Origin of the sequence: Candidatus Nitrosopumilus sp. (genome assembly GCF_965262695.1) — an archaeon.
In the GTDB taxonomy this organism is placed as follows: Archaea; Thermoproteota; Nitrososphaeria; order Nitrososphaerales; family Nitrosopumilaceae; genus Nitrosopumilus.
This window is the reverse complement of the sequence record NZ_OZ253550.1, coordinates 1,211,740-1,234,035: the sequence shown is the minus strand read 5'-3', so window position 1 is coordinate 1,234,035 and position 22,296 is coordinate 1,211,740. Positions and strand designations below refer to the sequence as shown.

The 22,296-nt window shown below is 32.7% G+C and carries 26 protein-coding genes and 2 tRNA genes; 11 read left to right on the top strand and 17 right to left on the bottom strand.

Annotation, left to right across the window (positions count from 1 at the left end; all coding sequences use genetic code 11):
* Positions 1-8 precede the first annotated feature (8 nt).
* Entirely contained in the window at positions 9-470 is a 462-nt protein-coding gene (locus ACQY2P_RS07500; protein ID WP_428326032.1) for a hypothetical protein, read from the top strand.
* A 358-nt stretch (positions 471-828) separates the two neighbouring features.
* Here the strand turns inward: ACQY2P_RS07500 and ACQY2P_RS07495 are convergent, their stop codons facing one another.
* The 3 genes from ACQY2P_RS07495 to bluB form a co-directional block, all read right to left on the bottom strand.
* Positions 829-1,353: an NADPH-dependent FMN reductase gene (locus ACQY2P_RS07495; RefSeq protein ID WP_428326031.1), complete on the bottom strand. Its 525-nt coding sequence runs from the start codon at positions 1,351-1,353 to the stop codon at positions 829-831.
* A gap of 50 nt (positions 1,354-1,403) precedes the next feature.
* Positions 1,404-1,496 (bottom strand) — tRNA-Arg (locus ACQY2P_RS07490).
* 24 nt (positions 1,497-1,520) lie between these two features.
* A complete protein-coding gene (bluB, locus tag ACQY2P_RS07485; protein ID WP_428326030.1) occupies positions 1,521-2,231 on the bottom strand; it encodes a 5,6-dimethylbenzimidazole synthase in 711 nt (236 codons plus the stop codon).
* An 82-nt stretch (positions 2,232-2,313) separates the two neighbouring features.
* On the opposite strand from bluB, the gene ACQY2P_RS07480 reads away from it, so the two are divergent.
* A tRNA-Val gene (locus ACQY2P_RS07480) sits at positions 2,314-2,387 on the top strand.
* A gap of 8 nt (positions 2,388-2,395) precedes the next feature.
* On the opposite strand, the gene ACQY2P_RS07475 is transcribed toward ACQY2P_RS07480, so the two are convergent.
* The gene (locus tag ACQY2P_RS07475; RefSeq protein ID WP_428327282.1) at positions 2,396-2,872 is read right to left on the bottom strand and encodes a hypothetical protein; all 477 of its coding nucleotides are present in this window, start codon (positions 2,870-2,872) and stop codon (positions 2,396-2,398) included.
* A gap of 99 nt (positions 2,873-2,971) precedes the next feature.
* On the opposite strand from ACQY2P_RS07475, the gene ACQY2P_RS07470 reads away from it, so the two are divergent.
* Positions 2,972-3,469: a CopD family protein gene (locus ACQY2P_RS07470; protein ID WP_428325182.1), complete on the top strand. Its 498-nt coding sequence runs from the start codon at positions 2,972-2,974 to the stop codon at positions 3,467-3,469.
* On the opposite strand, the gene rtcA is transcribed toward ACQY2P_RS07470, so the two are convergent.
* Positions 3,449-4,474 (bottom strand): RNA 3'-terminal phosphate cyclase, encoded by a 1,026-nt coding sequence (gene rtcA, locus ACQY2P_RS07465; protein ID WP_428326029.1) that lies wholly within the window; start codon positions 4,472-4,474, stop codon positions 3,449-3,451. The genes ACQY2P_RS07470 and rtcA overlap by 21 nt on opposite strands.
* A 62-nt stretch (positions 4,475-4,536) precedes the next feature.
* Between rtcA and ACQY2P_RS07460 the strand changes: the two genes are divergently transcribed.
* From ACQY2P_RS07460 to ACQY2P_RS07450, 3 genes are read left to right on the top strand one after another with little or no spacing between them, the layout of a single operon-like run.
* Positions 4,537-5,031, top strand: coding sequence for a nicotinamide-nucleotide adenylyltransferase (locus tag ACQY2P_RS07460; protein ID WP_428326028.1), 495 nt, complete (start codon positions 4,537-4,539; stop codon positions 5,029-5,031).
* A 41-nt stretch (positions 5,032-5,072) separates the two neighbouring features.
* Positions 5,073-6,218, top strand: coding sequence for a pyridoxal-phosphate-dependent aminotransferase family protein (locus ACQY2P_RS07455; protein ID WP_428326027.1), 1,146 nt, complete (start codon positions 5,073-5,075; stop codon positions 6,216-6,218).
* A 42-nt stretch (positions 6,219-6,260) separates the two neighbouring features.
* Entirely contained in the window at positions 6,261-7,007 is a 747-nt protein-coding gene (locus ACQY2P_RS07450) for an FKBP-type peptidyl-prolyl cis-trans isomerase (RefSeq protein ID WP_428326026.1), read from the top strand.
* Position 7,008: 1 nt separating this feature from the next.
* Here ACQY2P_RS07450 and ACQY2P_RS07445 read toward each other — a convergent pair whose 3' ends face one another.
* Positions 7,009-8,073, bottom strand: coding sequence for a sn-glycerol-1-phosphate dehydrogenase (locus tag ACQY2P_RS07445; protein ID WP_428326025.1), 1,065 nt, complete (start codon positions 8,071-8,073; stop codon positions 7,009-7,011).
* Positions 8,074-8,150: 77 nt separating this feature from the next.
* Here ACQY2P_RS07445 and psmB point away from each other — a divergent pair, with 77 nt between their 5' ends.
* Together psmB and ACQY2P_RS07435 are read left to right on the top strand one after the other, a co-directional pair.
* A complete protein-coding gene (gene psmB / locus ACQY2P_RS07440; RefSeq protein ID WP_428326024.1) occupies positions 8,151-8,783 on the top strand; it encodes an archaeal proteasome endopeptidase complex subunit beta in 633 nt (210 codons plus the stop codon).
* Positions 8,784-8,790: 7 nt separating this feature from the next.
* Positions 8,791-10,731: a beta-CASP ribonuclease aCPSF1 gene (locus tag ACQY2P_RS07435; protein ID WP_428326023.1), complete on the top strand. Its 1,941-nt coding sequence runs from the start codon at positions 8,791-8,793 to the stop codon at positions 10,729-10,731.
* Here ACQY2P_RS07435 and sepF read toward each other — a convergent pair.
* Together sepF and ACQY2P_RS07425 are read right to left on the bottom strand one after the other, a co-directional pair.
* Complete coding sequence (gene sepF / locus ACQY2P_RS07430; RefSeq protein WP_141977190.1) at positions 10,723-11,001, bottom strand: cell division protein SepF; 279 nt, start codon at positions 10,999-11,001, stop codon at positions 10,723-10,725. The genes ACQY2P_RS07435 and sepF overlap by 9 nt on opposite strands.
* A gap of 73 nt (positions 11,002-11,074) precedes the next feature.
* Positions 11,075-12,088: a tRNA (5-methylaminomethyl-2-thiouridylate)-methyltransferase gene (locus ACQY2P_RS07425; protein WP_428326022.1), complete on the bottom strand. Its 1,014-nt coding sequence runs from the start codon at positions 12,086-12,088 to the stop codon at positions 11,075-11,077.
* 72 nt (positions 12,089-12,160) lie between these two features.
* Here ACQY2P_RS07425 and ACQY2P_RS07420 point away from each other — a divergent pair, with 72 nt between their 5' ends.
* Positions 12,161-13,225 carry a M24 family metallopeptidase gene (locus ACQY2P_RS07420; RefSeq protein WP_428326021.1) on the top strand — a complete coding sequence of 355 codons (1,065 nt, stop codon included), beginning with the start codon at positions 12,161-12,163 and terminating at the stop codon, positions 13,223-13,225.
* 2 nt (positions 13,226-13,227) lie between these two features.
* Here the strand turns inward: ACQY2P_RS07420 and ACQY2P_RS07415 are convergent, their stop codons facing one another.
* The 7 genes from ACQY2P_RS07415 to ACQY2P_RS07385 are packed head-to-tail and all read right to left on the bottom strand — an operon-like array spanning position 13,228 to position 18,492.
* The gene (locus ACQY2P_RS07415) at positions 13,228-13,710 is read right to left on the bottom strand and encodes a hypothetical protein (RefSeq protein ID WP_428326020.1); all 483 of its coding nucleotides are present in this window, start codon (positions 13,708-13,710) and stop codon (positions 13,228-13,230) included.
* Between the two features lie 14 nt (positions 13,711-13,724).
* Positions 13,725-14,567: a class I SAM-dependent methyltransferase gene (locus ACQY2P_RS07410; RefSeq protein WP_428326019.1), complete on the bottom strand. Its 843-nt coding sequence runs from the start codon at positions 14,565-14,567 to the stop codon at positions 13,725-13,727.
* Complete coding sequence (locus ACQY2P_RS07405; protein WP_428326018.1) at positions 14,564-14,743, bottom strand: hypothetical protein; 180 nt, start codon at positions 14,741-14,743, stop codon at positions 14,564-14,566. Before ACQY2P_RS07405 ends, ACQY2P_RS07410 begins: the two co-directional genes overlap by 4 nt.
* Positions 14,740-15,984, bottom strand: a complete 1,245-nt coding sequence (gene coaBC / locus ACQY2P_RS07400) for a bifunctional phosphopantothenoylcysteine decarboxylase/phosphopantothenate--cysteine ligase CoaBC (protein ID WP_428326017.1) — start codon at positions 15,982-15,984, stop codon at positions 14,740-14,742. The genes ACQY2P_RS07405 and coaBC overlap by 4 nt, the downstream gene beginning before the upstream one ends.
* Positions 15,974-16,813 (bottom strand): 3-methyl-2-oxobutanoate hydroxymethyltransferase, encoded by an 840-nt coding sequence (gene panB, locus ACQY2P_RS07395; RefSeq protein WP_428326016.1) that lies wholly within the window; start codon positions 16,811-16,813, stop codon positions 15,974-15,976. The genes coaBC and panB overlap by 11 nt, the downstream gene beginning before the upstream one ends.
* Complete coding sequence (locus ACQY2P_RS07390; RefSeq protein WP_428326015.1) at positions 16,806-17,570, bottom strand: 4-phosphopantoate--beta-alanine ligase; 765 nt, start codon at positions 17,568-17,570, stop codon at positions 16,806-16,808. The genes panB and ACQY2P_RS07390 overlap by 8 nt, the downstream gene beginning before the upstream one ends.
* 10 nt (positions 17,571-17,580) lie before the next feature.
* Positions 17,581-18,492 (bottom strand): pantoate kinase, encoded by a 912-nt coding sequence (locus ACQY2P_RS07385; protein WP_428326014.1) that lies wholly within the window; start codon positions 18,490-18,492, stop codon positions 17,581-17,583.
* A 65-nt stretch (positions 18,493-18,557) separates the two neighbouring features.
* Here ACQY2P_RS07385 and ACQY2P_RS07380 point away from each other — a divergent pair, with 65 nt between their 5' ends.
* Complete coding sequence (locus tag ACQY2P_RS07380; protein ID WP_428326013.1) at positions 18,558-19,538, top strand: PhoU domain-containing protein; 981 nt, start codon at positions 18,558-18,560, stop codon at positions 19,536-19,538.
* Here the strand turns inward: ACQY2P_RS07380 and ACQY2P_RS07375 are convergent, their stop codons facing one another.
* Together ACQY2P_RS07375 and ACQY2P_RS07370 are read right to left on the bottom strand one after the other, a co-directional pair.
* Positions 19,539-20,054: an NUDIX hydrolase gene (locus ACQY2P_RS07375; protein ID WP_428326012.1), complete on the bottom strand. Its 516-nt coding sequence runs from the start codon at positions 20,052-20,054 to the stop codon at positions 19,539-19,541.
* A 24-nt stretch (positions 20,055-20,078) separates the two neighbouring features.
* Positions 20,079-20,981 carry an AsnC family transcriptional regulator gene (locus tag ACQY2P_RS07370; protein ID WP_428326011.1) on the bottom strand — a complete coding sequence of 301 codons (903 nt, stop codon included), beginning with the start codon at positions 20,979-20,981 and terminating at the stop codon, positions 20,079-20,081.
* A 146-nt stretch (positions 20,982-21,127) separates the two neighbouring features.
* Between ACQY2P_RS07370 and ACQY2P_RS07365 the strand changes: the two genes are divergently transcribed.
* The gene (locus ACQY2P_RS07365) at positions 21,128-22,285 is read left to right on the top strand and encodes an ABC transporter permease (protein WP_428327281.1); all 1,158 of its coding nucleotides are present in this window, start codon (positions 21,128-21,130) and stop codon (positions 22,283-22,285) included.
* Positions 22,286-22,296: the final 11 nt, after the last annotated feature.

Below are 22,296 nucleotides of genomic sequence, written 5' to 3'. Positions count from 1 at the left end.
AATCATTTATGGGATACTTGGGAAACCATCTGGCTACAATCTCCACTGGTGTTTTTGCAGCAGTTTTAACTGGACTTTGGCCATATTTTGTAGACTTTGCACCAATACTAAATTTCGTATTCATCATGGCAGTCCCAATTACTTGGTTCCTTGTATTTACTTGCTGGATTTCACAAAAAAGTACTGATTACATGCATCAGCATGCTCATCACAGTGAAAAAAAAAGCTTGAGTAACACACAAACAATTCAAACTACCACAACTGGAACACAAGTAAGCCTTTCAGAAATTAAACAAGTTCAATCTGAATTATCTTCTGAATTAAACAATTTGAAAGAAACTGTAAAACTAAAAGATAGTGAAATAGAAAGACTAAATCAAGAAATTTCTAATCTTCAAACCCTTGTGCAGATTGAATCATTAAAAACTGAATTAGCTAATTTGAAAATGTTAGCATCAAAAAAGAAATAACCCTACTCTTTGCAATGGGAACAAACAATTCCATGATTGCTTTTACAACCTGGACAACTTTCTGCTCCCCCATAATGACATTTACATGAACACAATTCTGTAGGATCTTTTTTGTTACCCAATTGTATATTTCATAACTATTGTTAGTATTTGACTTTTACAGTTTTTCAATGTAATATTTGGAAAATTTAGAGATATCATAAACCCAAAATTAATTTTTAAGAAGTATGATCATGTTGAATTTGATAATTTTTAGAATTTTCTCAAATAAATTTTCAATATTTTAAAATCTATACAATTCAAAAAACATTTGAAATTTTTTTATGTTAGAATTTGTGTATTTTAAAAATTACATTGGTTAATCTTCTAGTTTCTCTGCCATTTTCAAAGTTTCATCAACCATTTCTTTTAGTCGAGCTTGTCCATTCTCTGAAATATTATTTTCATTTATTGATTCTGTAGTTAGAAAAACAGCTTTTGGATTTGTGATTACTCTGAAATATGATAATAACTGAGTGATTAATGTTTGAACGTCAATGAACCCTATATTTCCCGCAGCCAAAATTGCCATTCCTGCAACCTTCCCTGCAGTCTCCTTGTAATTGACATACTCAAACAAGTTTTTGAGCGCAGAACTAAAAAATGAATTGTAAATTGGAGAACCAATTAGCCATACATCTGCCTCCATAATATCTCGAGCAGCATCTTTTGTTGCTTGATTATATTCTTCCTCAGGACCTCTATAGCATTCAATTTGTCCATCAGATAAATTGATGAGTTTAACATCTTGATTCTTTGATTTTGTGTATTCGTAAACATATTTCATTATGATCTGTGTATTTGCATTTTTTCTTGGACTACCAGAAATCACTACAACTTTCATAACTAAAGCCAATCTTTTTTCTATTTAAATTTCTAGAGCAAAAAACAAAACGGGCTTGGAGGGCTTCGATCCCTCGACCTGTAACTTAGGAGGCTACCACGCTATCCATGTTTCGCGTCAAATTGACTCTGCGCCACAAGCCCAGCAAAAAAAACATTCTTAATTATTTAAGCGTAGTCAAGATTTTCTTTGATCATTTTTTGAATACTATTCCAACTTTTGTTTTGTTGATCATTCCATTTTTCAAAGTATACTACGTCCTTTAGATCAAGTCTTGGTAACCAACCAGCAGTTTCAAGATCTGGTTTTTCTGCAAAGTCATCTACATACCCTAAACACAAATACGCTACAGGAACAACATGTTCTGGTAATTCTAAATTTTCTTTTAGTGTTTTATTTGATAGAATACTTACCCATCCAAGACCAATTCCTTCTGTTCTGGCTGATAACCATAAATTTTGAATTGCGCAACATACACTATACAATCCTGCTTCTGGTATGCTGGATCTGCCTATCACAAATGGGCCAAATTTTGATGGATCATATGTTACGCACAAATTTACCGGAGACTCTAAAATTCCTTCTAATTTGAATGAAAGATACTTTGATCTCTTCGGTTCTTCTACTAATTGTGATGAACGATTTTTTTCTTCTTCAAATGATGCTTTGATCTTCTTTTTTGTTTCAACATCTTTTATCAGAATAAAATTCCATGGCTGCGAGAATCCTACAGATGGTGCATGATGTGCTGCGTGAAGAATTTTTGAGAGTATTTCATCTTCTATGGGTTTTGGTGTAAAATGAGACCTTACATCCCTTCTTGAATAAATTGCCTTGTAGAATCCTTTTTTCTCTTCTTCAGTAAAATTATCTTCCAACTAATTCACGCCTTTCTTCTTTTTATTCATCCTTTCTTTTGTTAAACGTTAATAATGCCACCATTTAGTTTTGTATTTCAATGGGCCGGTAGTCTAGCTGGTTAGGATACCGCCTCGACACGGCGGTGATCGTGAGTTCGAATCTCTCTCGGCCCACTTTTTAATTAAAAACCAGTACTGAATTCTTTGTCAATAGTACTCCATGAAGTTTGAGTAGTAAGCATTCCTTCAACAGAAAAACTATTGATTCTTTCATTTATCATATCTTCGTAAACTTCTGGATTTATTTCAGATTTTGTTAGAACAAATATGCTCTTCAGAGGTATTTGATCACCTGAAGAAAATACTGCTCTTCCTGGTAATGCAACATCCATTGCAGAATATTGACCTGAACCTAATTCAATTCCGTCAGTCAAAAGTTGATAATCAATAACTCCAACTGTAAATGCTTTGTCACTTGGATTTTTTACAAGAAATGTAACGTCAAACTTTGCTTGGTTATTCACATTATCTACATCTATCAATTCAACACTGAACAATTCAATTTCTGCTTGTTCTAACTGAGCATTATCTAAACTAGCATAGAAAACAATGAATCCCATTAAGGCAAAAACTCCTGCTATTGCAACATAAACTGTCATTTTGCTCTGAAGTGCCATTTCAATGTATCAAATTACGTACAACTAAAAAAGGTTGTCAAGATCCAAATACATAATATTTCATTCAAAATATGATTAATCATGGCAGCATTAGAACAAGCAATTCTAACTTGGATTCATCTTGTTGCAGCTGCAATATGGGTAGGTGGTTCATTATTCATTGGAATAGTTTTTTCGCCACTTCTCAAAACTATGACAAATTCTATTGAAGAAAGAATGCAAATAATGATTCGTGTGGGACGACGATTTAACAAAGTAGCTGTCCCTTCATTAATTATTTTAATGGCAACAGGATTGTATAGTTCACATGTGTTACTAAGTAAACCTGATCTTCTTGTTGCAACAAGTTATGGAACTTTTCTTATAATCAAAATACTTCTTGTAATTGCATTAATTATTACATACATTGTACATGTTAGAGTAATTAGAAAAGATGTTGAAGATAAAATAATGTCAAATCAAATGCCCGAACATCAAATTCAAACATTAAGAAAGAAAATCATTATTCTTGGAGAAATAACTGTGGTTTTATCTGTAGCAATATTGTTTTTTGCAGCATTACTTGATGCTGGTGTGTGATATTCCTTCAATAATTACTTCAAATCCGTTTGGTAATTTTCCTACACCATACTTGCAGCCTGTAATTTTTGATGTCACAAACAAGTTAGTTTCCAAGTGTTTTGTGATGTGTTTTACTTGAAACGTAGTTTTACCTTTAGCAAGACTTGCTGGAACTACAAGCATATCTGCCAGATTCCCATCTGCTCCTAATTGATTTTCTAAAAATTCATCAAGATCTATGTTGAATCTCTGTATTTTTTTATCAAATAACGCATCAATTCCTATAATTGAATCCTCATCAATACTGTAAACTAGTAAAGATGCACCTGAGTCTACTGCTTCTTGCTCTTTAATTTCTACTTCAACAACGAAATCTTTGTTGGTTAATTTTTCTTTCATTTTCTTAATTTCATTTTCAATTTTTTCAATTGGTATTTTTGAAAATGTACATGCAATTTTTACTTGATTTGTTTTTCTTTTTGATAATGAAATAGCTTTTACATTTGATGGATTAATTTCTAAACAAACTTCTCCACTTCCTTTTGGATAATACCCTCTTTTTTTTAACTCAAATGAAAAATTAATTCCCATTCTTGAATATACTTCTTTTAAGACATGTTCTGTGTAATCCATTGTAGGACTCCACTGCACATCTGTACCTCCTTTAATAGAAAGTTCAAGTTTATTTTGTGAAATAGCTACTATTGGAATTAAAACTTGTAAAATTAATGAAATGCTTCCTGCAGTTCCTACATCTTCAAATAATTTTGCATTTTTTATTTCTCCTGGGGTAAATTTTAATTCTGTAGATCCAATTTTATCTCCAATAACTTTACAATCTGAAATTTTTTTCAAAATTTTAATTGCAGTTAGATGTTGTGGTTTTAATCCTGGAATCTTTCTATTCTTTCTGATATTTTCAATATGTATTGGTTGTTTTGTAATGCATGAAAGAATAATTGCCGAACGAATTATCTGTCCTCCTCCTTCACCAAATGCTCCATTAATTTTAAGAAAATTCATAATTTTTTCTTCTCAGGACTCTTTATGATAGTTTTTTAAAAAGAAATTATCTATCATTTTGTATGAATGGTCTGTTAATAGGAAGATTCCAACCCTTTCATTTAGGTCATCTTGAGGCATTACGATTTGCTTTATCGAAAGTTAATAAATTGTGGCTAGGTTTAGGAAGCTCTAACAAATCTCCTGAAAAAAATAATCCTTTTTCAGCTGAAGAGCGTAAAGAAATGATTCTATCTTCAATAGATGATTCAATGAAAGAAAAAATTTCAATCTATTTTATTCCTGACTTAGATAATCATGTAAAATGGATTGAGAAAATAGATACCATAGTTCCAGATTTTGATATTGTCTTTTCAAATGATGAATTGACTAACCATTTATATTCAAAACGTGATGTTCAAGTTATCTCAATTCCTTTTTTGAAAAGAAACGAATTATCTGGAACAAATGTTAGAGATCTGATTATTAGCGATCAGAATTGGAATGTCCTGGTTCCCAAAGGTACCGAAAATTTTTTGATAACCAATAATGCCAAAGATCGTCTAACAAATCTCTAATTATAAATAAACCCCGTATAGTACTGACTGGTAGATAACACATGGAATATCTTTCAATGCTTCCAGGACCAACAAACGTACCTAATCGTGTTATGAGAGCAATGTTGGCACCAATCATCAATCATAGAAGTGATGATTTTGTTGAATTATACACAGATGTTGTTGACAAAACCCAACAAGTCTTTGAAACTAAAAACGATATTGTAGCATTGTCTGCATCTGGAACTGGTGCAGTTGAAGCAGGAGTTGTCAATTTAGTCAAGAAAGGTGACAAAGTAATCATTCCAGTTAACGGTGAATTTAGTAACAGATTATCTCAATTAATTGAAGGTCAAGGAGCAAATGTTGTTAAACTTGAAACTCCTCCAGGACAAAATGCAACTTTTGATCAAGTCAAAGAAGCATTTGACAATAACAAAGATGTTAAAGCATTCTATGTTGTTCACAACGAAACTTCAACAGGAACAATGGTAAATTATCTTGATAGAATATCTGATTTAACCTCTAGAAACGATGCATTCTATGTAGTAGACTCTGTATCTCTCTTAGGCGGTGCACCACTTCCAGTCGATAAATGGAATATTGATGTATGTATGACTGGAGCACAAAAAGCAATTGCAGCACCTCCAGGAATTTCTCCAATCTCAGTTAGTCCTAAAGCTAAAAAATACATGCAAGAAAATCCACCATCTACAATGTATTTCAATTTAGCAAGATACTTCAAATATTATGATGAGGAAAAACACACTCCTTTCACACCTGCATTACCTTTACTTTATGCATACAGAGAAGCGCTAGCAATCTTACTTGAAGAAGGATTACAAAATGTATTCAATAGACACAAAGTGTGTTCAGATGCATTATACTCTGGACTTAGTGCTATGGGATTGTCTCCATTTGCAAAAGAAGAGGATCGTTCTATCTCTATTGTTGCATTAAACTATCTTGATGGTCTTGAAGATAAGACATTTAGAAATACACTTGCAAACAAATTCAAAGTTCTTGTTGCAGGAGGATTTGGCAATCTTAAAGGTAAAGTGTTCAGAGTTGGATGTATGGGTGAAGTTAGTCCATATCATGTAATGAGAACCATTTCTGCAATTTCATCAACATTAGCAATGATGGGATATGAAGTAGATGCTCAAGCAGGACTAAAAACTGCTGAAGAAAAACTAAAGTCTCTCTAAAACCCTGTTAACTTAATATAAGGAAATTCGAGACCGATCACATTGACTTTCGATAAAGGTTCACTAATCCTAGTTGATTATACAGCTAAAGTCAAAGATAGTGAAGAGGTATTTGATACAACTCTTGAAGAGGATGCAAAAAAATATTCTATTCATGAACAAAATGTCAAGTATCAACCAAAACTAGTTTCAATTGGTGAAGTTTCATATCCAGTTCTTAAAGGACTTGATGAGGCTCTTGCAAAAACAGCTGTAGGTGACAAACTTACAGTTGAAGTTACACCTGACAAAGGGTTTGGTGAAAGAGATACTGGCAAAGTCAGAATGATTCCAATTAGAAAACTAGGTGAAGATGCAGAGAAAGTTTCAGTTGGTGATACAATTGAAGTCGATAACAAACGTGGAATAATTCGTTTCATTGGCTCAGGAAGAGTTCAAATTGATTATAATCACAGGTATGCAGGAAAAACAATTCTTTTTGATGTAAACATTCTCAAATCGCTTGATTCACCAAATAACAAAGTTGACGGAATTCTAAAAAACAGACTTCCAGTAGAAGACTCTAAAATTTCATTTGACTTGAAAGATAAAGAAGTAAGCATTACCATCCCTGAAGAAATTCTTCGTGCTGATGGCTTACAAATTATGAAGCACTTTATTCAATTAGATATTTTCAAATTTGTTCCTACTTTAGAAAAAGTAAACTTTGTTGAAACTCATGTCAACAAACAAACCCAAGAAAAGAAACCTGAAACAAAAGAAAAAGCACCTGAACAAAAGGCTGCTTAAATTAAATCACTTTAGTACTCTTTGCAAGACTTTTTGCTTTTCTTTCTGTCATCTCTATCTCTTTTAGAATTGTATATCTTTCTGGTCTCAAGTCTTGTGCAATAACTAAAGCATTGATTATTTGATCGTCTGTTAAACCAATTTGTTTTGCAGCTGTAGGTGCTCCTACATCTTTTAGTGTTTTAATGATTTTTTTCCAATTTTGTCCTTGTAGTTTTGCAATCATTATAGAACCAATACCACATTTTTCTCCATGAAGTCCAATTCCTGGAGCAATTTTATCTAACGCATGTGAAAAGAGATGCTCAGCTCCTGAACATGGTCTACTACTTCCTGCAATACATGATGCAACTCCTGCACTGATTAGTCCCTCTACTATTACTCTGGCATCTAATCCCTTTCTTGCAAATTCAGAAGAATTCTCCATGACTATTTCTGCACTCATCATGGCTAAATCTGCTGCATATCTTCCATAGTATTCGTTCTTCTTTTTATGACCTAATTGCCAATCTTTTACTGCTATAATATTTGCAATAAGATCTCCACAACCACTAGCTAGTAATTTTGCTGGAGCCTTTTTTATCACATCAATATCCACAAAAACACCCATTGGTGCAGTTGCCACTATTGAATGAGGTTTATCACTTTTTACAGAAACAAATGGACTGGCCATTCCATCATGTGATGCTGCTGTTGGTAAACTAACAAATGGTTTTCCTAAATTATATGAAATTAATTTTGCAGTGTCTACAGAACGACCTCCACCTATTCCTGCAATCAAATCTGAATTATCTTTTTTAACATTTTTTTGAATTTGATTTAGAGATCTTAATTGATTATCTATTGATGTATGCCAAACAAATTTGATTTTTTTTAACTTTAATGATTTTTCGATTTTTTTTCTTAAAACTTTTTGAACATTTGTTCCAGAAATCAAAGATACTTTTTTTGGTTTATTCAATGAATTCAGAAATTTTCCAAAATCCCCAATATTTTTTTCACCGATTTCAATGAGCCTAGGTAACTCCATTGTATGTGATTTCATGCGATCTTGATTTTTTGTCATTATTTATGATTTCCAGAGATCAAAAAGTTATTTAAAAGGGTGAAATGCCATTTACTTTATCTTAATAGGTGTATTTTTTGTCAAATAATGTCGAAGAAAAAATTCTGCACGGGACGACCACTGTAGGTATCCAGGCAAAGGATGGTGTAGTTTTATGTGCAGACATGAGAGCAAGTGCTGGATATTTCATTGCAAACAACAACACCATGAAAATTCAAAAAATAGATGATCATGCAGGACTTACCCTTGCAGGTGGTGTTGCAGACGCACAAAACATTGTTGATATTTTACGTTATCATTCTAATCTTCATAGAGTTGAAAAACATGGACCAATCTCAATTCATTCACTTGCAAGACTTTGTTCATTGATCTTCCATCAAAACAGAGGCTATCCATTTATGGCTGATATTTTGGTTGGTGGATATGATGCAGAAGGACCTGCATTGTTTAATATTGACATGTTTGGTTCTGTTGAAAAGAAATCATACGTTACAACTGGTAGTGGTTCACCAGTAGCATATGGTTTACTTGAAGAAGAATATAAAACAGATCTTACAGTTGAAGAAGCAAAAAAAATTGCTTTGAGAGCTGTAAAGGCCGCAATAGTTAGAAACATTGGTACTGGCGATGGAATTAACATCGCAATAATGGATAAAGATGGATTCCGTCTTTTGACTGAAGAACAAAAGAAAGCAGTCATTGAACTTTAGTGATTTAATGCAACGAAAACAACAACAAAAAGAATTACCTCCTAGCAGCCAGAATATAATGGCCACCATACTGCAAAGTATACCCAAAGAGGCAAATGTTACTAAAATTGAATACGAAGGGCCACGAATTGCACTTTATACAAATGCTCCTCGCTATCTGATGGAAAATAATCAAACAATTTCAAATCTTGTAAGTGTAATCAAGAAACGAATTGTTGTTAGAACTGATGAATCAATTAGAAAACCTGAAGATGATGTTAGAAAAATTATTGCAAGTTTAGTTCCAGATGATGCTAAATTACAGAATACTCTCTTTGATACTGCAACAGGTGAAGTTTCAATTGAAGCAAAACGCCCTTGGTTGTTACAAAGAAATGCAAAAGAATTCAATCACGCTGAAGTAACTGAAAAAACAGGCTGGAAAATACGTGTAAGAAAGGCCACAACTGTTCCATCTCGTACTATCCAAACAATTAATGCAACTCTCAAACAAGCTTCTACTGAAAGAAGTAAGCAACTAAAACAAGTTGGCGATGAAATTTTCAGACCCAGACTAACTCAAAGAACAGAAGTTTCACTTTATACTCTTGGTGGATTCGGTCAAGTTGGCCGTTCTTCATTATTACTATCTACTCCTGAAAGTAAGATACTCATTGATTGTGGAATAAATCCTGGAGCACGTTCTCCAATGGATGCATTTCCTAGATTAGATTCTTTGAATATTACATTAGATGATCTTGATGCTGTAGTTATTGGTCATGCGCACTTGGATCATACTGGATTCTTGCCTACATTATGCAAATATGGATACAAAGGACCAATCTATTGTACAGAACCAACACTACCTATGATGAATCTGATTCAATTAGATGCAATCAAAGTTGCAGCAGCTCAAGGAAGAACCCCTATCTATTCTGAACGTGATGTAAAACAAATCATGAGACAAACAATCACGCTACCATACGGAACTGTAACTGATATTTCTCCTGACATTAAACTAGTTCTTGCAAATGCAGGTCACATCCTAGGCTCTGCATTATGTCACTTCCATATTGGAAATGGTGATCATAACTTTGTTTATTCTGGTGATATTAAATTTGGAAAAAGTATTTTGTTTGAAGCTGCTAGTTGGAATTTCCCAAGAGTAGAGACATTGCTTATAGAAAGTACGTATGGTCTTAAAGAAGACATTCAACCTAGTAGACAAGAAGTTGAATCTGCTTTCATTAATGCAGTAAACAATACTCTTGCAGATGGTGGTAAAGTTCTAATTCCAATCCCAGCAGTTGGTCGTGCACAAGAAATCATGATGGTAATTGATCATTATATGAAATCCGGTGAAATGATTGAGGCTCCTGTATTTACTGAAGGAATGATTTCAGAAGCATCAGCAATACATGAATCATATCCTGAATATCTTGCACGTGAACTCAAACAAAAAATTCTAGAAACTGATGATAATCCGTTTGATTCTGAATATTTCACAAATATTGAGCATGCAGATGCTAGAGAAGAACCTATGAGAGAAGATTCTCCTTGTATAATTTTAGCAACATCTGGAATGTTAGAAGGTGGACCTGTTTTAGAATATTTCAAAAATATTGCACCTGATAAAAAGAGCAAAGTTCTCTTTGTATCTTATCAAGTAAATGGAACTTTGGGAAGAAGAGTTCTTGATGGATCAAAACAAGCAACAATGTTAGGAAAGGAAGGTAAAGTTGAAGTTGTAACGATCAACTGTGGTGTAGAAAAACTAGATGGATTTAGTGGACATAGTGATTATAATCAACTAATGTCCTTTGTACAAAGACTTAGACCAAAACTACGAAGAGTACTAGTTAATCACGGTGAAAGAAAGAAATCAGAAAATCTTGCTATGAACATTAGGAGAATGCATAGAGTTCCTGCTCATTATCCCCAAATTCAAGAAGCAATAAAATTATTTTAGATCGTATTCTGGTTTCCAGATCTTAATGTTAGATGGAGCAACAATAATTCTTTCTTCACCTAATCTTGCAATATCTGCACCAGCACTTTTTGCAATAGAATACAATTCTTCAACAACTTTTCGAAGCTGCTCGACATCTTTTTGAGCTAGTGGTGTTACTCTGAGAATCAAAATCATATCTTTTTTGATATCCTCTTGAATCGAATGTACATCACTGATATCTCTAATGGTGATAGCCTTTAGAAATGTCGTATTTTCTTGTTTTTGCATTCTATTTGAAAATGCGATCTACTCCCTCAAAAACTCTTCCTTAGTTTTAACTAATTTTTTAAAAAATTCACGCCTAAATTCTGAATTTAATGTACTCTTCTTCTTCTATGCTTTTAGTGCTAATTTCTTCACTGACGTCTCCGTTTTTTACTAAAACAATTTCTTGTTGATTTTTTGGCGCATCTGAATATCTTAGAGTTACTGATGCTGCAAATTTTGTATGATCTTTTACATTCTTTCCTCTTAGAATTGATGTTGGTCCAACATGATCTTTTGCTTCAAGTAAAATATCATTTGGTAATGCAATTGCTTTGATCATTTCATTTTCATCTTTGTTTCTACCAACAACAAATTTTGTTTCTTCATCTAATCTGAAATGTCTTCCAATTTTTAACAAATCAATGTCATTAATTGTTGGATTCTCAGTGTGTTTGAAAAGATCTTTAGCTTTAATTCCAAATTGTGGTTCTGTTAACAGACATCCTCCACCAGCATTAGGAGGATTTTCAATTCCATATTCTTTTGCCATGTCTAGTTGATTTCTTCTTGTTCTACCTCTTATCATTCCAAGATTTTCTCTTTTGATTAGTCCCTCTTTTTCTGGAATTGTTTCAGGTAGTAATGCAGCAGATAATGGTCTTACAATTTTTCCAACAAGATCTGATTCTTTTTCAATAGTTCTTAATGCAGGTCCATGTTGACTCATAGGACGTTGACCTAATACTTCTCCTGATACAATAAATTCTGCACCAATCTCCTCCATGTGTTTTTTTGCAGCATCAAACATCATTGCTCTGCAATCAATACATGGATTAAATCCTGCACCAATACCGTGTTTTGGATTCTTTAACATCTTGATATATTCATCTCCAAGATACACTGTCTTCAAATTTACATTAAGATCGTCTGCTCTTTCTCTAATCTCAAATCCACAACCTCTTCCACAATCAAAATCACAAAATGGAGTCTTTATTGCAACTGCAGATACATCGAATCCTTGTTCTTGCATCATTCTGACTGCAAGTTGGCTGTCTAGACCTCCAGATAACAATGCAACAACTTTCTTCTTCTCTTTTTCTTCAGTCACAGCGATCTAGGCTGAATTTCCATATACAAACTTTGCATCATACATAAATTGAGAAACAAGTGTTTTTTGTGTGTGAAACAACGTAGAAAAAATCTACTAAAACACGCCCAAAAGATCGGTTGCGATACTTTGGTTACTTTTGAACCTGAAAATCTCTTTTACATGACTGGATTTTGGGGTGAGGCTATAGGTCTGTTAGAAAAAAATGGAAAAGCTACCATTATTGCCCCAGAACTTGAGGTTGGAAGAGCCACAGACGAATCTGAAGATTGTGATGTAATCATTGCAGAACGTGGAACCGGTCTTGTGTCTTTACTTGTAAAGAAAATCAAAAAAAATCGTGTTTGTACTGATTGCCAAAATTATTCTATAATGACATCTTTGAAAAAATCTGTTCCAAAAATAAAATCCTCCACAGAACCATTTTACAATGCTCGTATAGTTAAAGACGAAAATGAGATCAAAATCCTCAAAAAAGCATCCAAAATCATTGATGAAATGTTCGAGATCTGTTCCAAAAAGATCAAAGTCGGCCAAAAAGAGTCTGAACTACAAACAATTTTGATGACATATGCAATGGAGCAACAAATGTTTGATACTGGATACAAATCGACTCTTAATCCACTAATTATTGCTGGAGGTCCTAATGGTGCTTTACCACATGCACAAGTAACAAATAGAAAATTCAAAAAAGGCGATCTAGTTGTAACTGATCTTACATTAAGATACAAAGGATATGTTTCTGATGCAACTAGAACATTTGCAATAGGTAATATCTCATCACAAGCAAAAGAAGCATATGAAATAGTTAAAGAGTCTCAAAAACTTGGGCTACAAGCTGTAAAACCAAATGCAAATTGTAAAGATGTAGATTTTGCATGTAGAAAATATATTGATGAAAAAAACTATGGTCAATACTTTATTCACTCAACTGGACATGGAATTGGTTTAGAAGTACATGAACTTCCAACAATTTCATACAGAAGTGATACAAAACTTAAAAAAAATATGGCAATTACTGTAGAACCTGGAATCTACATTGAAAATAAATTTGGAATTAGAATTGAAGATTCTTTGATTGTAAAGAAAAAACCAGTTGTGATGCACAAATTCACTAAAGATCTAGTCACAATTTGAGCCTAAGAAAAGGTTACCACATCAATAACGTGCTTTGATTCAGGATTGTTTGATGTAATTTCTTGAGATTCTACATTAACATTCCAATCAAAATTCATTTCTCCTTTGTATGATTTGAAATTCAAAATTACATTATATTCTTCTGAATCTATATTTGTAACAGACAAGTCAAGAACAGTTTTTTTATGTCCATAAATTTTTTCATCTGGATACTCTTCATCTATTTGATTTTTAATTACTTCTTTTACTGACAGCTTTGATTCTACTCCTGCATTATAATTTAGCAAAGTATCTACAACCATTTGTTCATCTCCTGATAACTCTGGTAGACTATTTTCAAAATTCTTCTCTGATAATACACTTTGAGCTGAAATTACAATTAATGCAACGGCTGCAAGATAAAATGGTGCTCTTTTTTTGAGAAATGCTTGTAAACCTGATTTTTTTGGTTTCACTTCTTCTTTCTTTTTCTTGTCTTTGGCCATTTTTTCCTAATTTTCTAGAGTTTTGCTGTTAAAATTAAAACTTCCCAAGGAAATTGAATTATTCCATTCCTCTTTGTGTAGGGTTTTGTATTTTCTTTTACCCTCTCTTTGAGCTCTTTTCTTTGAGATCTCTCAAGTATGTCTAATTTTTCTTTAATTGGCTTTGCTACATATCTGAGATAATTACTCCAGTATTGATCAAAGGTACCTGGACTGTATGGGAAATTGTAATCTTTGACTATAATTTTTCTAAAACCTGATTTTTTTATCTCCTCTCTGAGCAATTTTTTTGTCCCAAATCTGTCAAAATCTGGAGTTCCAGGTGGAACATAATTTGGGATAAATTGAGTTACCGCTTCAAAAATACAATCAAAATATGGGACTCTATCAGGATGTCCGTGCACAGATATTCCTAATTTACCTGATTCTTTGAGGCTATTTTTCATATTTTTTAGTGCCTTTTGGGCATTTGGAAAAAAAAACAATGCATACTGACATGTTATAATATCAAATTTCTCTTTGAATGAAAAATTCTCAGCATCCGCATTTACAAATGAAACATTTGAATATTTTTTATTCCATTTTTTTGCAACTTTAATTGCAGTAGTTGATGTATCTGCACCAATTACAAATCCAGATTTTCCTACCTTTTGATTTAATAATTTTGTGACAACACCTGTTCCGCTTGCAACATCAAGAATATGATCTCCTTTTTTTACACCAATTAACTCAACCAATTTTTTTGTACTTTGAAATGGACCTTTTTTAGCTGTCGCCCATCTTTTGTGATATCTAGGTGCAACTTCATTCCAAACTGACATGTTTCGTTTTTTATAATCAAATGGTTTTACTTTCAATTTTCTTTAAACTCTTTTAGATCTGATTTTAATGTTCTTCCTGTTTCATGAAAATATCTATGTTCAATTTCTTTCAGTTTTTTAGATAGTTTGAAGCTATCTGCATGTTTCTTTTTTTGTTTATCTGTAATTTCTTTGTATTGTGATACTAGTTTTCTTAATTCAGAATTTTTCATTTTATTTTCTTTTCGATCTCTTTTCTAATTATTTTTACAATCTTTTCTTTTTTCTTCCATCCTGATGATGTTGTTTTTTGATTATCCACAATTATGATTTCATTGTTGTTTGGATTTTTCTGATATTTTGTTCCAATATCATTTGCAATTATGATATCTGCATTTGATTCTTTTAATTTTGTTTTAGCTGATTTGATTAAGGCAGTTTTTGATAGATTGGTTTCTGCTTTGAATCCTACAAGGATGGTGTTTTTTTGAGATTTTTTTACTTGATCAATGATTTTTGGTGCCTTTTTGAGCCTAATTGTAAGTGATTTTTTGTTACTCTTTATCTTAGATTTTGATGCATTTTCAGGAGTATAATCTGATACAGCTGCTGCCATAATCACAACATCGTATTTTTTCTTTAGTTCTTTTTTAGTTACATCAAACATTTCTTTGTTTGTTGTAACGTTGATTATTTTAGCTCCTTTTGGTGACTCTTCGTTTCCGGGACCATAAATGAAAGTAACTTTGGCTCCAGATGAAACTAATTCTGAAGCTAACAATACTCCTGTTTTACCTGAACTAAGATTTGTTATTACTCTAATTGGATCAATGTATTCTATTGTTGGTCCTGCAGTCATTAGGATTTTTTTATTTTGTAATGTAGATGAGAAACCAAATTTCTTTAAAACAAATTTTAAAACATCTTCTGGTTCTGGTGCTTTGGCTTTTCCTTCAATCATTTGAGGAGAAAGAAATTGAATCTTGTTTTTTAGAAATTCAATGTTCTTTTTTACAGCTGAATTATCATACATTGACTCGTGCATTGCCAAACACATCAAAATTGGAATTTTTGAGCCAAATCCTACAGTTAGAACTGTTGAAATTGGAGTATCGTCAATTCCGTTTGCAAGTTTTCCTAGTGTGTTTGCAGTAGCTGGATACACAATAACTAGGTCTGATTGGTTATAGTCGGCCAATTTTATGTGCTCTAGTTTACCTGTAAGTTTTGTAATTACATCATTTCCTGTAGCCCATTTGAAATAATCTGGCTGAATTAGCTTTGTTACTGCTCCACTTGCTACGCATGTTACATCTGCACCATGTCTCATGAGTAATCTTGCAAGCTCTATTGCTTTGTATGCTGCAACACTTCCAGCTACACACAATACAATTTTTTTCCCTGTTAACTCTACACCATGTGATGAAACAATATCTAATGATGGATGATCATTTACGTTCTTTTTAACTGCCAATCTGTTCACGTAATTTTTTTAATTCTTCAGGATCCATTGAAAACCAATTTTCTTCTGCAGGAAATGTACTTGATTCTACATCATTTTTGTAATCTTCAAGGGATTTTACAATATCTTCAGAGAGATTCATGTATCTTTTTGCAAATTTTGGCTTTATTCTGTCATACATTCCAAGTAAATCCTGAACCACCAATACTTGTCCGTCGCAATTTACTCCTGAACCAATTCCAATTGTAGGAATATTTACAGTTTCAGAAATTACTTGTGCAACTTCATGACTTATCATCTCTAATGCAATACTAAACACTCCAGCTTCTTCAAGCTCTTTTGCATCTTGAATTAGTTTCATTGCAGAATCTCTTGTTCTTCCTTGTACTTTGTAACCTTGGGAAAGCATTGTTGTTTGTGGTTGTAATCCAATATGCCCCATTACAGGAATTCCAACATCAACAATTGCACTAATTGTTTCAGCCATGATTAAACCGCCTTCTAGTTTAACTGCATCAGCTCCTGCTTTGATTAATCTACCAGAGTTGTTGATTGCATCTTCAATACTTGCTTGATATGACATAAATGGTAAATCAGCTACAAGTAATGCATTATTTCGTGCTTTGCTAACTGCTTCAGTAAACATACACATTTGATCCATTGTTACAGGAATTGTATTCTCATAACCAAGCATTACCATTCCTGCACTGTCTCCAACTAGTAAGACATCAATTTCTGCCTTGTCACATAATGATGCTAATGTATAGTCATAACCTGTAATTACTGAGATTTTCTTTTTCTCTTTTTTCATGTTTACAATATCTTGTACTGATTTATGCAACTCTTGCCCTCCTTGTTAGATTATTTTTTATCTGAATCACATTTTCTTTTAGATTTTTCTTGTTATCAAAATCTGAAATTATTTTTTGGAGATTCTTTTCATTTCTTTTTGCTAATTTTTTAGACTCTGAAATTAGTAATTCTATTGCTCTTGTTACATTATCTACAATTGTAATGTTGGCAGTCTGTGATGTTCGTGAAAGTGGGTTTAGATCAAATGTAATAACTGTTTTTCCTGCATCTCGTAATGCCATAGTTCTATCACCATCTTCTAATGGAACAACTACGACATCTGCTGCAAAAATTCCATCTTTATCTACTATTCTTCGTGCCGAATCAATTCCTTGCAATCTTGTAGAGTTTGCAGAATTTGTACCAAGAATTTCTTTTGCGCCATTTTTTTTGAGAGTTTTGATAATTGCTTGTTTTCTCTTTTCGTTTGTATAAAACAGATTTACCTCTAGTTTTGCTTTGATTTGCTTTGATAATTTGATGATCTCCTTTGGGCACAAGGCTGCAACATTTCCATTAACTGAGATTACTGGTTTTTGAGCCTGGAGTAACTGTGCAGCTGCTGCCTTTATGGCTTGTTTTGCAGCCTGATTTGTCTTTTCACCAAGTAAATAGTCAAATGCTTCTCCTCTCCCTTGAGCCAAAAGTCCTTCTTTTGCTACTAGTCCTTTATCAAAACCATTAACAAGTTTTTCACGAATTAAAAGTGACTTTGCTCTTGGATGTGACTTTGGAATTAATGACATGTAATTTCAATTAATTATTTAGAACTCTTGCTCCAATATTGTCTAATTCTGAATTAATTATTACTCCATCAGAATATTTTTGTAAAATTTCTAAAACCTCATCTTCATCTTCTTTTGGAACCATTGAGAAAATTGTTTCACCAAAAAGTGCAATTCCACACTTGATGTCATTTTGAATTAACTCATCTACTATTTTTTGCATTCTTGGTGTCATTACATCTACATACTTTGCAAATTCTAGAGACATATCTTGAAAGTGTTTATAATCTTTTGATTCTAACAACCTGTTAACCATTTTCCCACCAAGTCCATTAATTTGAGAAAGTCTTTCTTTGATGAATTTGTTTGTTGAAATTGGGGAGAAACAGATCATAATAACTGAAATTTTATCTGTAGATATTTTTTCAACTGTTCCAATTCCTGGCGCTCCTGGTTTTATACGGACTTCAAATCCCCCATGAAATGAAGCTAAAACATCTCCTAATCCAGTTTTACAATTTACTTCTGCATTATGTGCAATTTGCCCAATTGTGTTTTTATCTAATTTTGTTTCAAGTGCTTGATCTAATGCAAATGATAATGACAATGCAACAGCACTGCTAGAACCTAAACCATATCCTACTGGAATTGAAATTTCATGTTCAATGTCAAAGAACTTGTTTTCAAAATCTCCCATCTTTAGAAATTCATTTAGCACAAATTCTGTAACATCTGTTTTATCTGATTGATAACCCTTTGTTGTAATTCTAAATTTTGAATCCTGATTATTTTTTTCATCAATTTTTACTCTGGTAGTGACACCTTGTTTAATTGAAAAACCTGCTCCCATTGAACCTAAATTCTCTAAATTGCTTTGATTATTCTCCAAATGAGCCTTGAAGAAACCTGTTACATGTGCAGGACAAAATGCCGTTCCCTTCATTGATCTGAGTATAAATTTTACACAAAATATAAGAATATGGCTTAAATTAATTAAATTAGTATAAATTGACTAAATTTGTTAGACGCCTGCAGAGAATAGGAAGTAGCATTCTAGTTTCACTACCAAAAGAATGGGTTGATGCAAACAAGCTAGACAAAAGCAGTCAAGTCGAACTTGAAACTGGCCAAGACAGCATTTCAATTTCTGCGAATAGAGAAACACGTCCAACAAAAGAACTTGTGATATCATATCCATTACCAAAAGAAGAAAACATTGTAGCTGACATTACTGGTGCTTATCTTTTAGGATATGACATCATTGAGATTACTTCTGATTCTATAATTCCAGGTGAAGATAGGGAAAAAATTCGTAATTCTATGAGACGACTTGTTGGAATGGAAATAATTGAAGAAGATTCGTCACACATTAACATGCAATTTCTTTTAGATGCTACAACACTTAATCCTGAAAAAATTCTCAAACGGATGAGTTCTATTGCACTTGGAATGTATGATGACGCATCAAATGGATTAATTGCAGATGACAAATCAAATTTACAAACATTATCAAAACGTGACGCAGAAGTAAATAGACAATATTTCTTACTTGTAAGATTAATTCGTAGTACACTTGTTGATAAAAGATTAGCAAATGCATTTAATTTAGAAAATATTGACGTTCTTGATTATAGAGTTGCAGCAAATCTTCTTGAGAATGCTGGCGATTCTATTGTAGAACTTGCTGATTTTATTTACAATTCATCTTTATCAAAAGAACAATATAAAAAAATCCATGACGCTGTAAAAAACTTTAATACATTAGCAGAAAAATCAATCGATGCCTTTACAAAACCTGATAGACTTCTAGCAATTGAAGCAATATCTTTACACAAAAAATTTGAAGATCAACTTAGTAAACTCAGAACATCATTAGGCAATAAAAAAGAAATCCCAATAGATTTTCTTGATATGGTGTTTATGTTTGAGCGAATCGCTCAATCTTGGGCTGATGTAGCAGATCTTGTCCAACCAATCTATAATGAATAATTAGTATAGCTTCTTTTTTGCAGCATATGTTAAAACTGCACAAATGGTCTTCGAGTCTTGGATTTTTCCAGACTTTATCATATTGAGTAGTTTTTTCATGTCTACTTTTACTACTGAGAGAATCTCATCATCATCAAGTTTCAAATCTGCAATTTTCTTTAATCCTGAGGCTACAAAGCAGTGTATAATCTCAGAATTGTAGCCAATTGATGGGTAGTATGTGATTAGTGGAGTCATTTTCTTTGCTCTGTACCCTGTTTCCTCCTCTAATTCTCTAAACGCACACTTGATAGGTTGCTCTCTTTTCTCTAATGTCCCTGCGGGAATCTCTAGAACATAACCATGTGGAAATCTGTGTTGTTTTACTAAAATTACTTTTTTATCTTCATCAAATGCAAGCATGGCAGCAGCTCCTCTATGTTCTATCATTTCCCGTTTTACTTTTCTTCCTTCAATTTTACCATCATAAACACTAAGACCTAAAATTTTTCCTTCATAGATCTTCTTTTTCTTCATGTGATTTCATGAAATTGTTATTATTTAATTTGTTTGATATGTTAGATGTAATTTTGGCGATTTCTTTGACTCTTCAATTGCTTTTTTTACCCAATTCGTATAAAATGAAATTTTTTTAGGAATAAAAAGATCTGCTGATTTTATATTTTTACTTGTTCTAACCTTTTGTGTTAGTTCATCCATTTTGAATATGCTATCACTATACAAAAATAATACAATCTGGTTTTTTGCAATAAAAGGAATTTGTAAATAAGATTCTGAAAATGTATTATTCAAGTTTTCTAATGTCTCTTTCAAATCCCCATCAATCCATGTAAGTACTGCATGAGGAATATAATCTTCAATTTTTGTTGGGTCATATACTAAAGTAAATTGAAAACCTTCATTATCATGTAATTTTTCAATACATCTTGTTACTGTCTTAGTTGATAGATTTGTATTCTTTGCAATTTTTTCAATTTTTTGTCTTGGTTCTTTAATCAACTCTTCTAAAATTTCTAAATCTGTTTTTGTCAAATTAGAATTGAATATTAAATTTTCAGCTTCAAAAATTGACAAGACTCTGAGATCTTTCATTAATTTTTTTGCAAGCTCTATCTTTTGTTCTAAATTTTCTTGAATAGCAATACCACATACTGTTACTCCTCCAACACATGGAACTACAATGTATGGTTCACCTACTAAACTGACTTGCTCTAAAATTTCTTGAATATTTTCTCCTGATACTACAAAGTATAATACACCGTGACCCAAAGTTGGCGGTTCAATTTTGACAATAAATTTCTCAATCACTCCTCTTTCTTGCATTTTTTTTATTCTGACTCGAACTGCTCCTCCTGAAAGTTCCAATTCTTTTCCAATCTGTCTGTCTGATTCCCTGCAATTATTGAGTAATCTGCTCAAAATTTTCATATCTAAATTGTCCATTTTGTCATCTCCAATACTATTCTACAATTCATAGATAACCAATATCATATAAAATTGTCTATATTATTAGCACTAGGCATCATATACATTAAATATCAGACTATTTTACTCATATCGTGGAATATCGATTAAGATTAGCAAAAAGAATGCTATTCAACAAAAAAGGAAGTTTGATTGGAGCAGTTTTAGCTGTAACAATTGGAATTTTAGTAATTCATGTAAATTTTGTAATTTTCCAAGGATTGTTCGATGCGATTGTTAGAGATATTAGCGATTACAGAAATGGCGATATTCTTGTTACTGATGAAGCAGACTATATCGACAAATCAGATTTATCAGTTGTAAGTTGGTTTGAAAGAATTCCATATGTGGAAGCGGCTACGCCGCGGCTTTCATCAACTGCCGAAATGAATATGACAAAAAATGGGAAACTAATCGAAGAAACCCGAGTCCCCCTAGTTGGAATTGATCCTTTTAGAGATATTAGAGCCTCAACTGTTCATGAAACTGTTTCAGAAGGAAGTTATGTTTTCTCAAGAAACTCTATTGTATTAGGTTCTAATGTTGCAAGAGATCTTGGAGGAGCTCAAGTTGGTGATAGTGTCAAAGTCCTAGTAGTTGATAGATGGGGACAAGATGAAATAAGAAGATTTACTGTTTCAGGAATTGCAAAGTCGCCTGGTGGTCAAGGATTTGATTATACAGCAGTTATTCATATTGATACTTTACGTGATATGATGAAGCGACAAGGTGATACAGGATCTTTTATGGTAAAACTGAATGATCCTACAAAAGCATTTGAAGTAAAGGAATTTTTCTTGCGTTCATTTCCAAATGATGATTTTTTGGCTGAAACCATAGAAGAATCAGCTGAAGAACAACTTGCTGGTTTTAGATCTGGTATTGCAATGATTAACATGATTGGTTATTTTGGAATGATGTCTTCAGCTTTTGCTATTGTAACAATTCAGATGATGTTAGTAAATGGAAAAACTCGTGAAATCGGTGTAATGAGATCCATTGGAGCTAAAAGAAAAGATATCCTAATTATCTTTATTTTCCAAGGAATGATTATAGGTGCAATTGGTGCTGGCGTAGGCACAGCTGCAGGCTTGGGATATACTTTCTATGCAAAGGAAACTAAAATGTCATTTAACAATAGTTTGCCACTTGAAGTTACTTACAATTGGGAGAAGATTATCCAAACTGCTTTGACTTCATTTATTTTGGCAATTATTGCGTCACTCTATCCGTCGTATAGGGCAACTAAGCTATTACCCGTGGAGGCGATGAGAACTGTCTAAGGTATTGGAAA

Coding starts and splice junctions, on each gene's coding strand:
- ACQY2P_RS07435 (WP_428326023.1), top strand. CDS start 8,791: ATGCAACGAAAACAACAACAAAAAGAATTACCTCCTAGCAGCCAGAAT.
- ACQY2P_RS07475 (WP_428327282.1), bottom strand. CDS start 2,872: ATGACAGTTTATGTTGCAATAGCAGGAGTTTTTGCCTTAATGGGATTC.
- ACQY2P_RS07460 (WP_428326028.1), top strand. CDS start 4,537: ATGAATGGTCTGTTAATAGGAAGATTCCAACCCTTTCATTTAGGTCAT.
- ACQY2P_RS07415 (WP_428326020.1), bottom strand. CDS start 13,710: ATGGCCAAAGACAAGAAAAAGAAAGAAGAAGTGAAACCAAAAAAATCA.
- ACQY2P_RS07405 (WP_428326018.1), bottom strand. CDS start 14,743: ATGAAAAATTCTGAATTAAGAAAACTAGTATCACAATACAAAGAAATT.
- ACQY2P_RS07500 (WP_428326032.1), top strand. CDS start 9: ATGGGATACTTGGGAAACCATCTGGCTACAATCTCCACTGGTGTTTTT.
- rtcA (WP_428326029.1), bottom strand. CDS start 4,474: ATGAATTTTCTTAAAATTAATGGAGCATTTGGTGAAGGAGGAGGACAG.
- ACQY2P_RS07375 (WP_428326012.1), bottom strand. CDS start 20,054: ATGAAGAAAAAGAAGATCTATGAAGGAAAAATTTTAGGTCTTAGTGTT.
- sepF (WP_141977190.1), bottom strand. CDS start 11,001: ATGCAAAAACAAGAAAATACGACATTTCTAAAGGCTATCACCATTAGA.
- ACQY2P_RS07385 (WP_428326014.1), bottom strand. CDS start 18,492: ATGAAGGGAACGGCATTTTGTCCTGCACATGTAACAGGTTTCTTCAAG.
- ACQY2P_RS07455 (WP_428326027.1), top strand. CDS start 5,073: ATGGAATATCTTTCAATGCTTCCAGGACCAACAAACGTACCTAATCGT.
- ACQY2P_RS07470 (WP_428325182.1), top strand. CDS start 2,972: ATGGCAGCATTAGAACAAGCAATTCTAACTTGGATTCATCTTGTTGCA.
- ACQY2P_RS07495 (WP_428326031.1), bottom strand. CDS start 1,353: ATGAAAGTTGTAGTGATTTCTGGTAGTCCAAGAAAAAATGCAAATACA.
- ACQY2P_RS07365 (WP_428327281.1), top strand. CDS start 21,128: ATGCTATTCAACAAAAAAGGAAGTTTGATTGGAGCAGTTTTAGCTGTA.
- ACQY2P_RS07390 (WP_428326015.1), bottom strand. CDS start 17,570: ATGTCATTAATTCCAAAGTCACATCCAAGAGCAAAGTCACTTTTAATT.
- ACQY2P_RS07445 (WP_428326025.1), bottom strand. CDS start 8,073: ATGACAAAAAATCAAGATCGCATGAAATCACATACAATGGAGTTACCT.
- ACQY2P_RS07370 (WP_428326011.1), bottom strand. CDS start 20,981: ATGGACAATTTAGATATGAAAATTTTGAGCAGATTACTCAATAATTGC.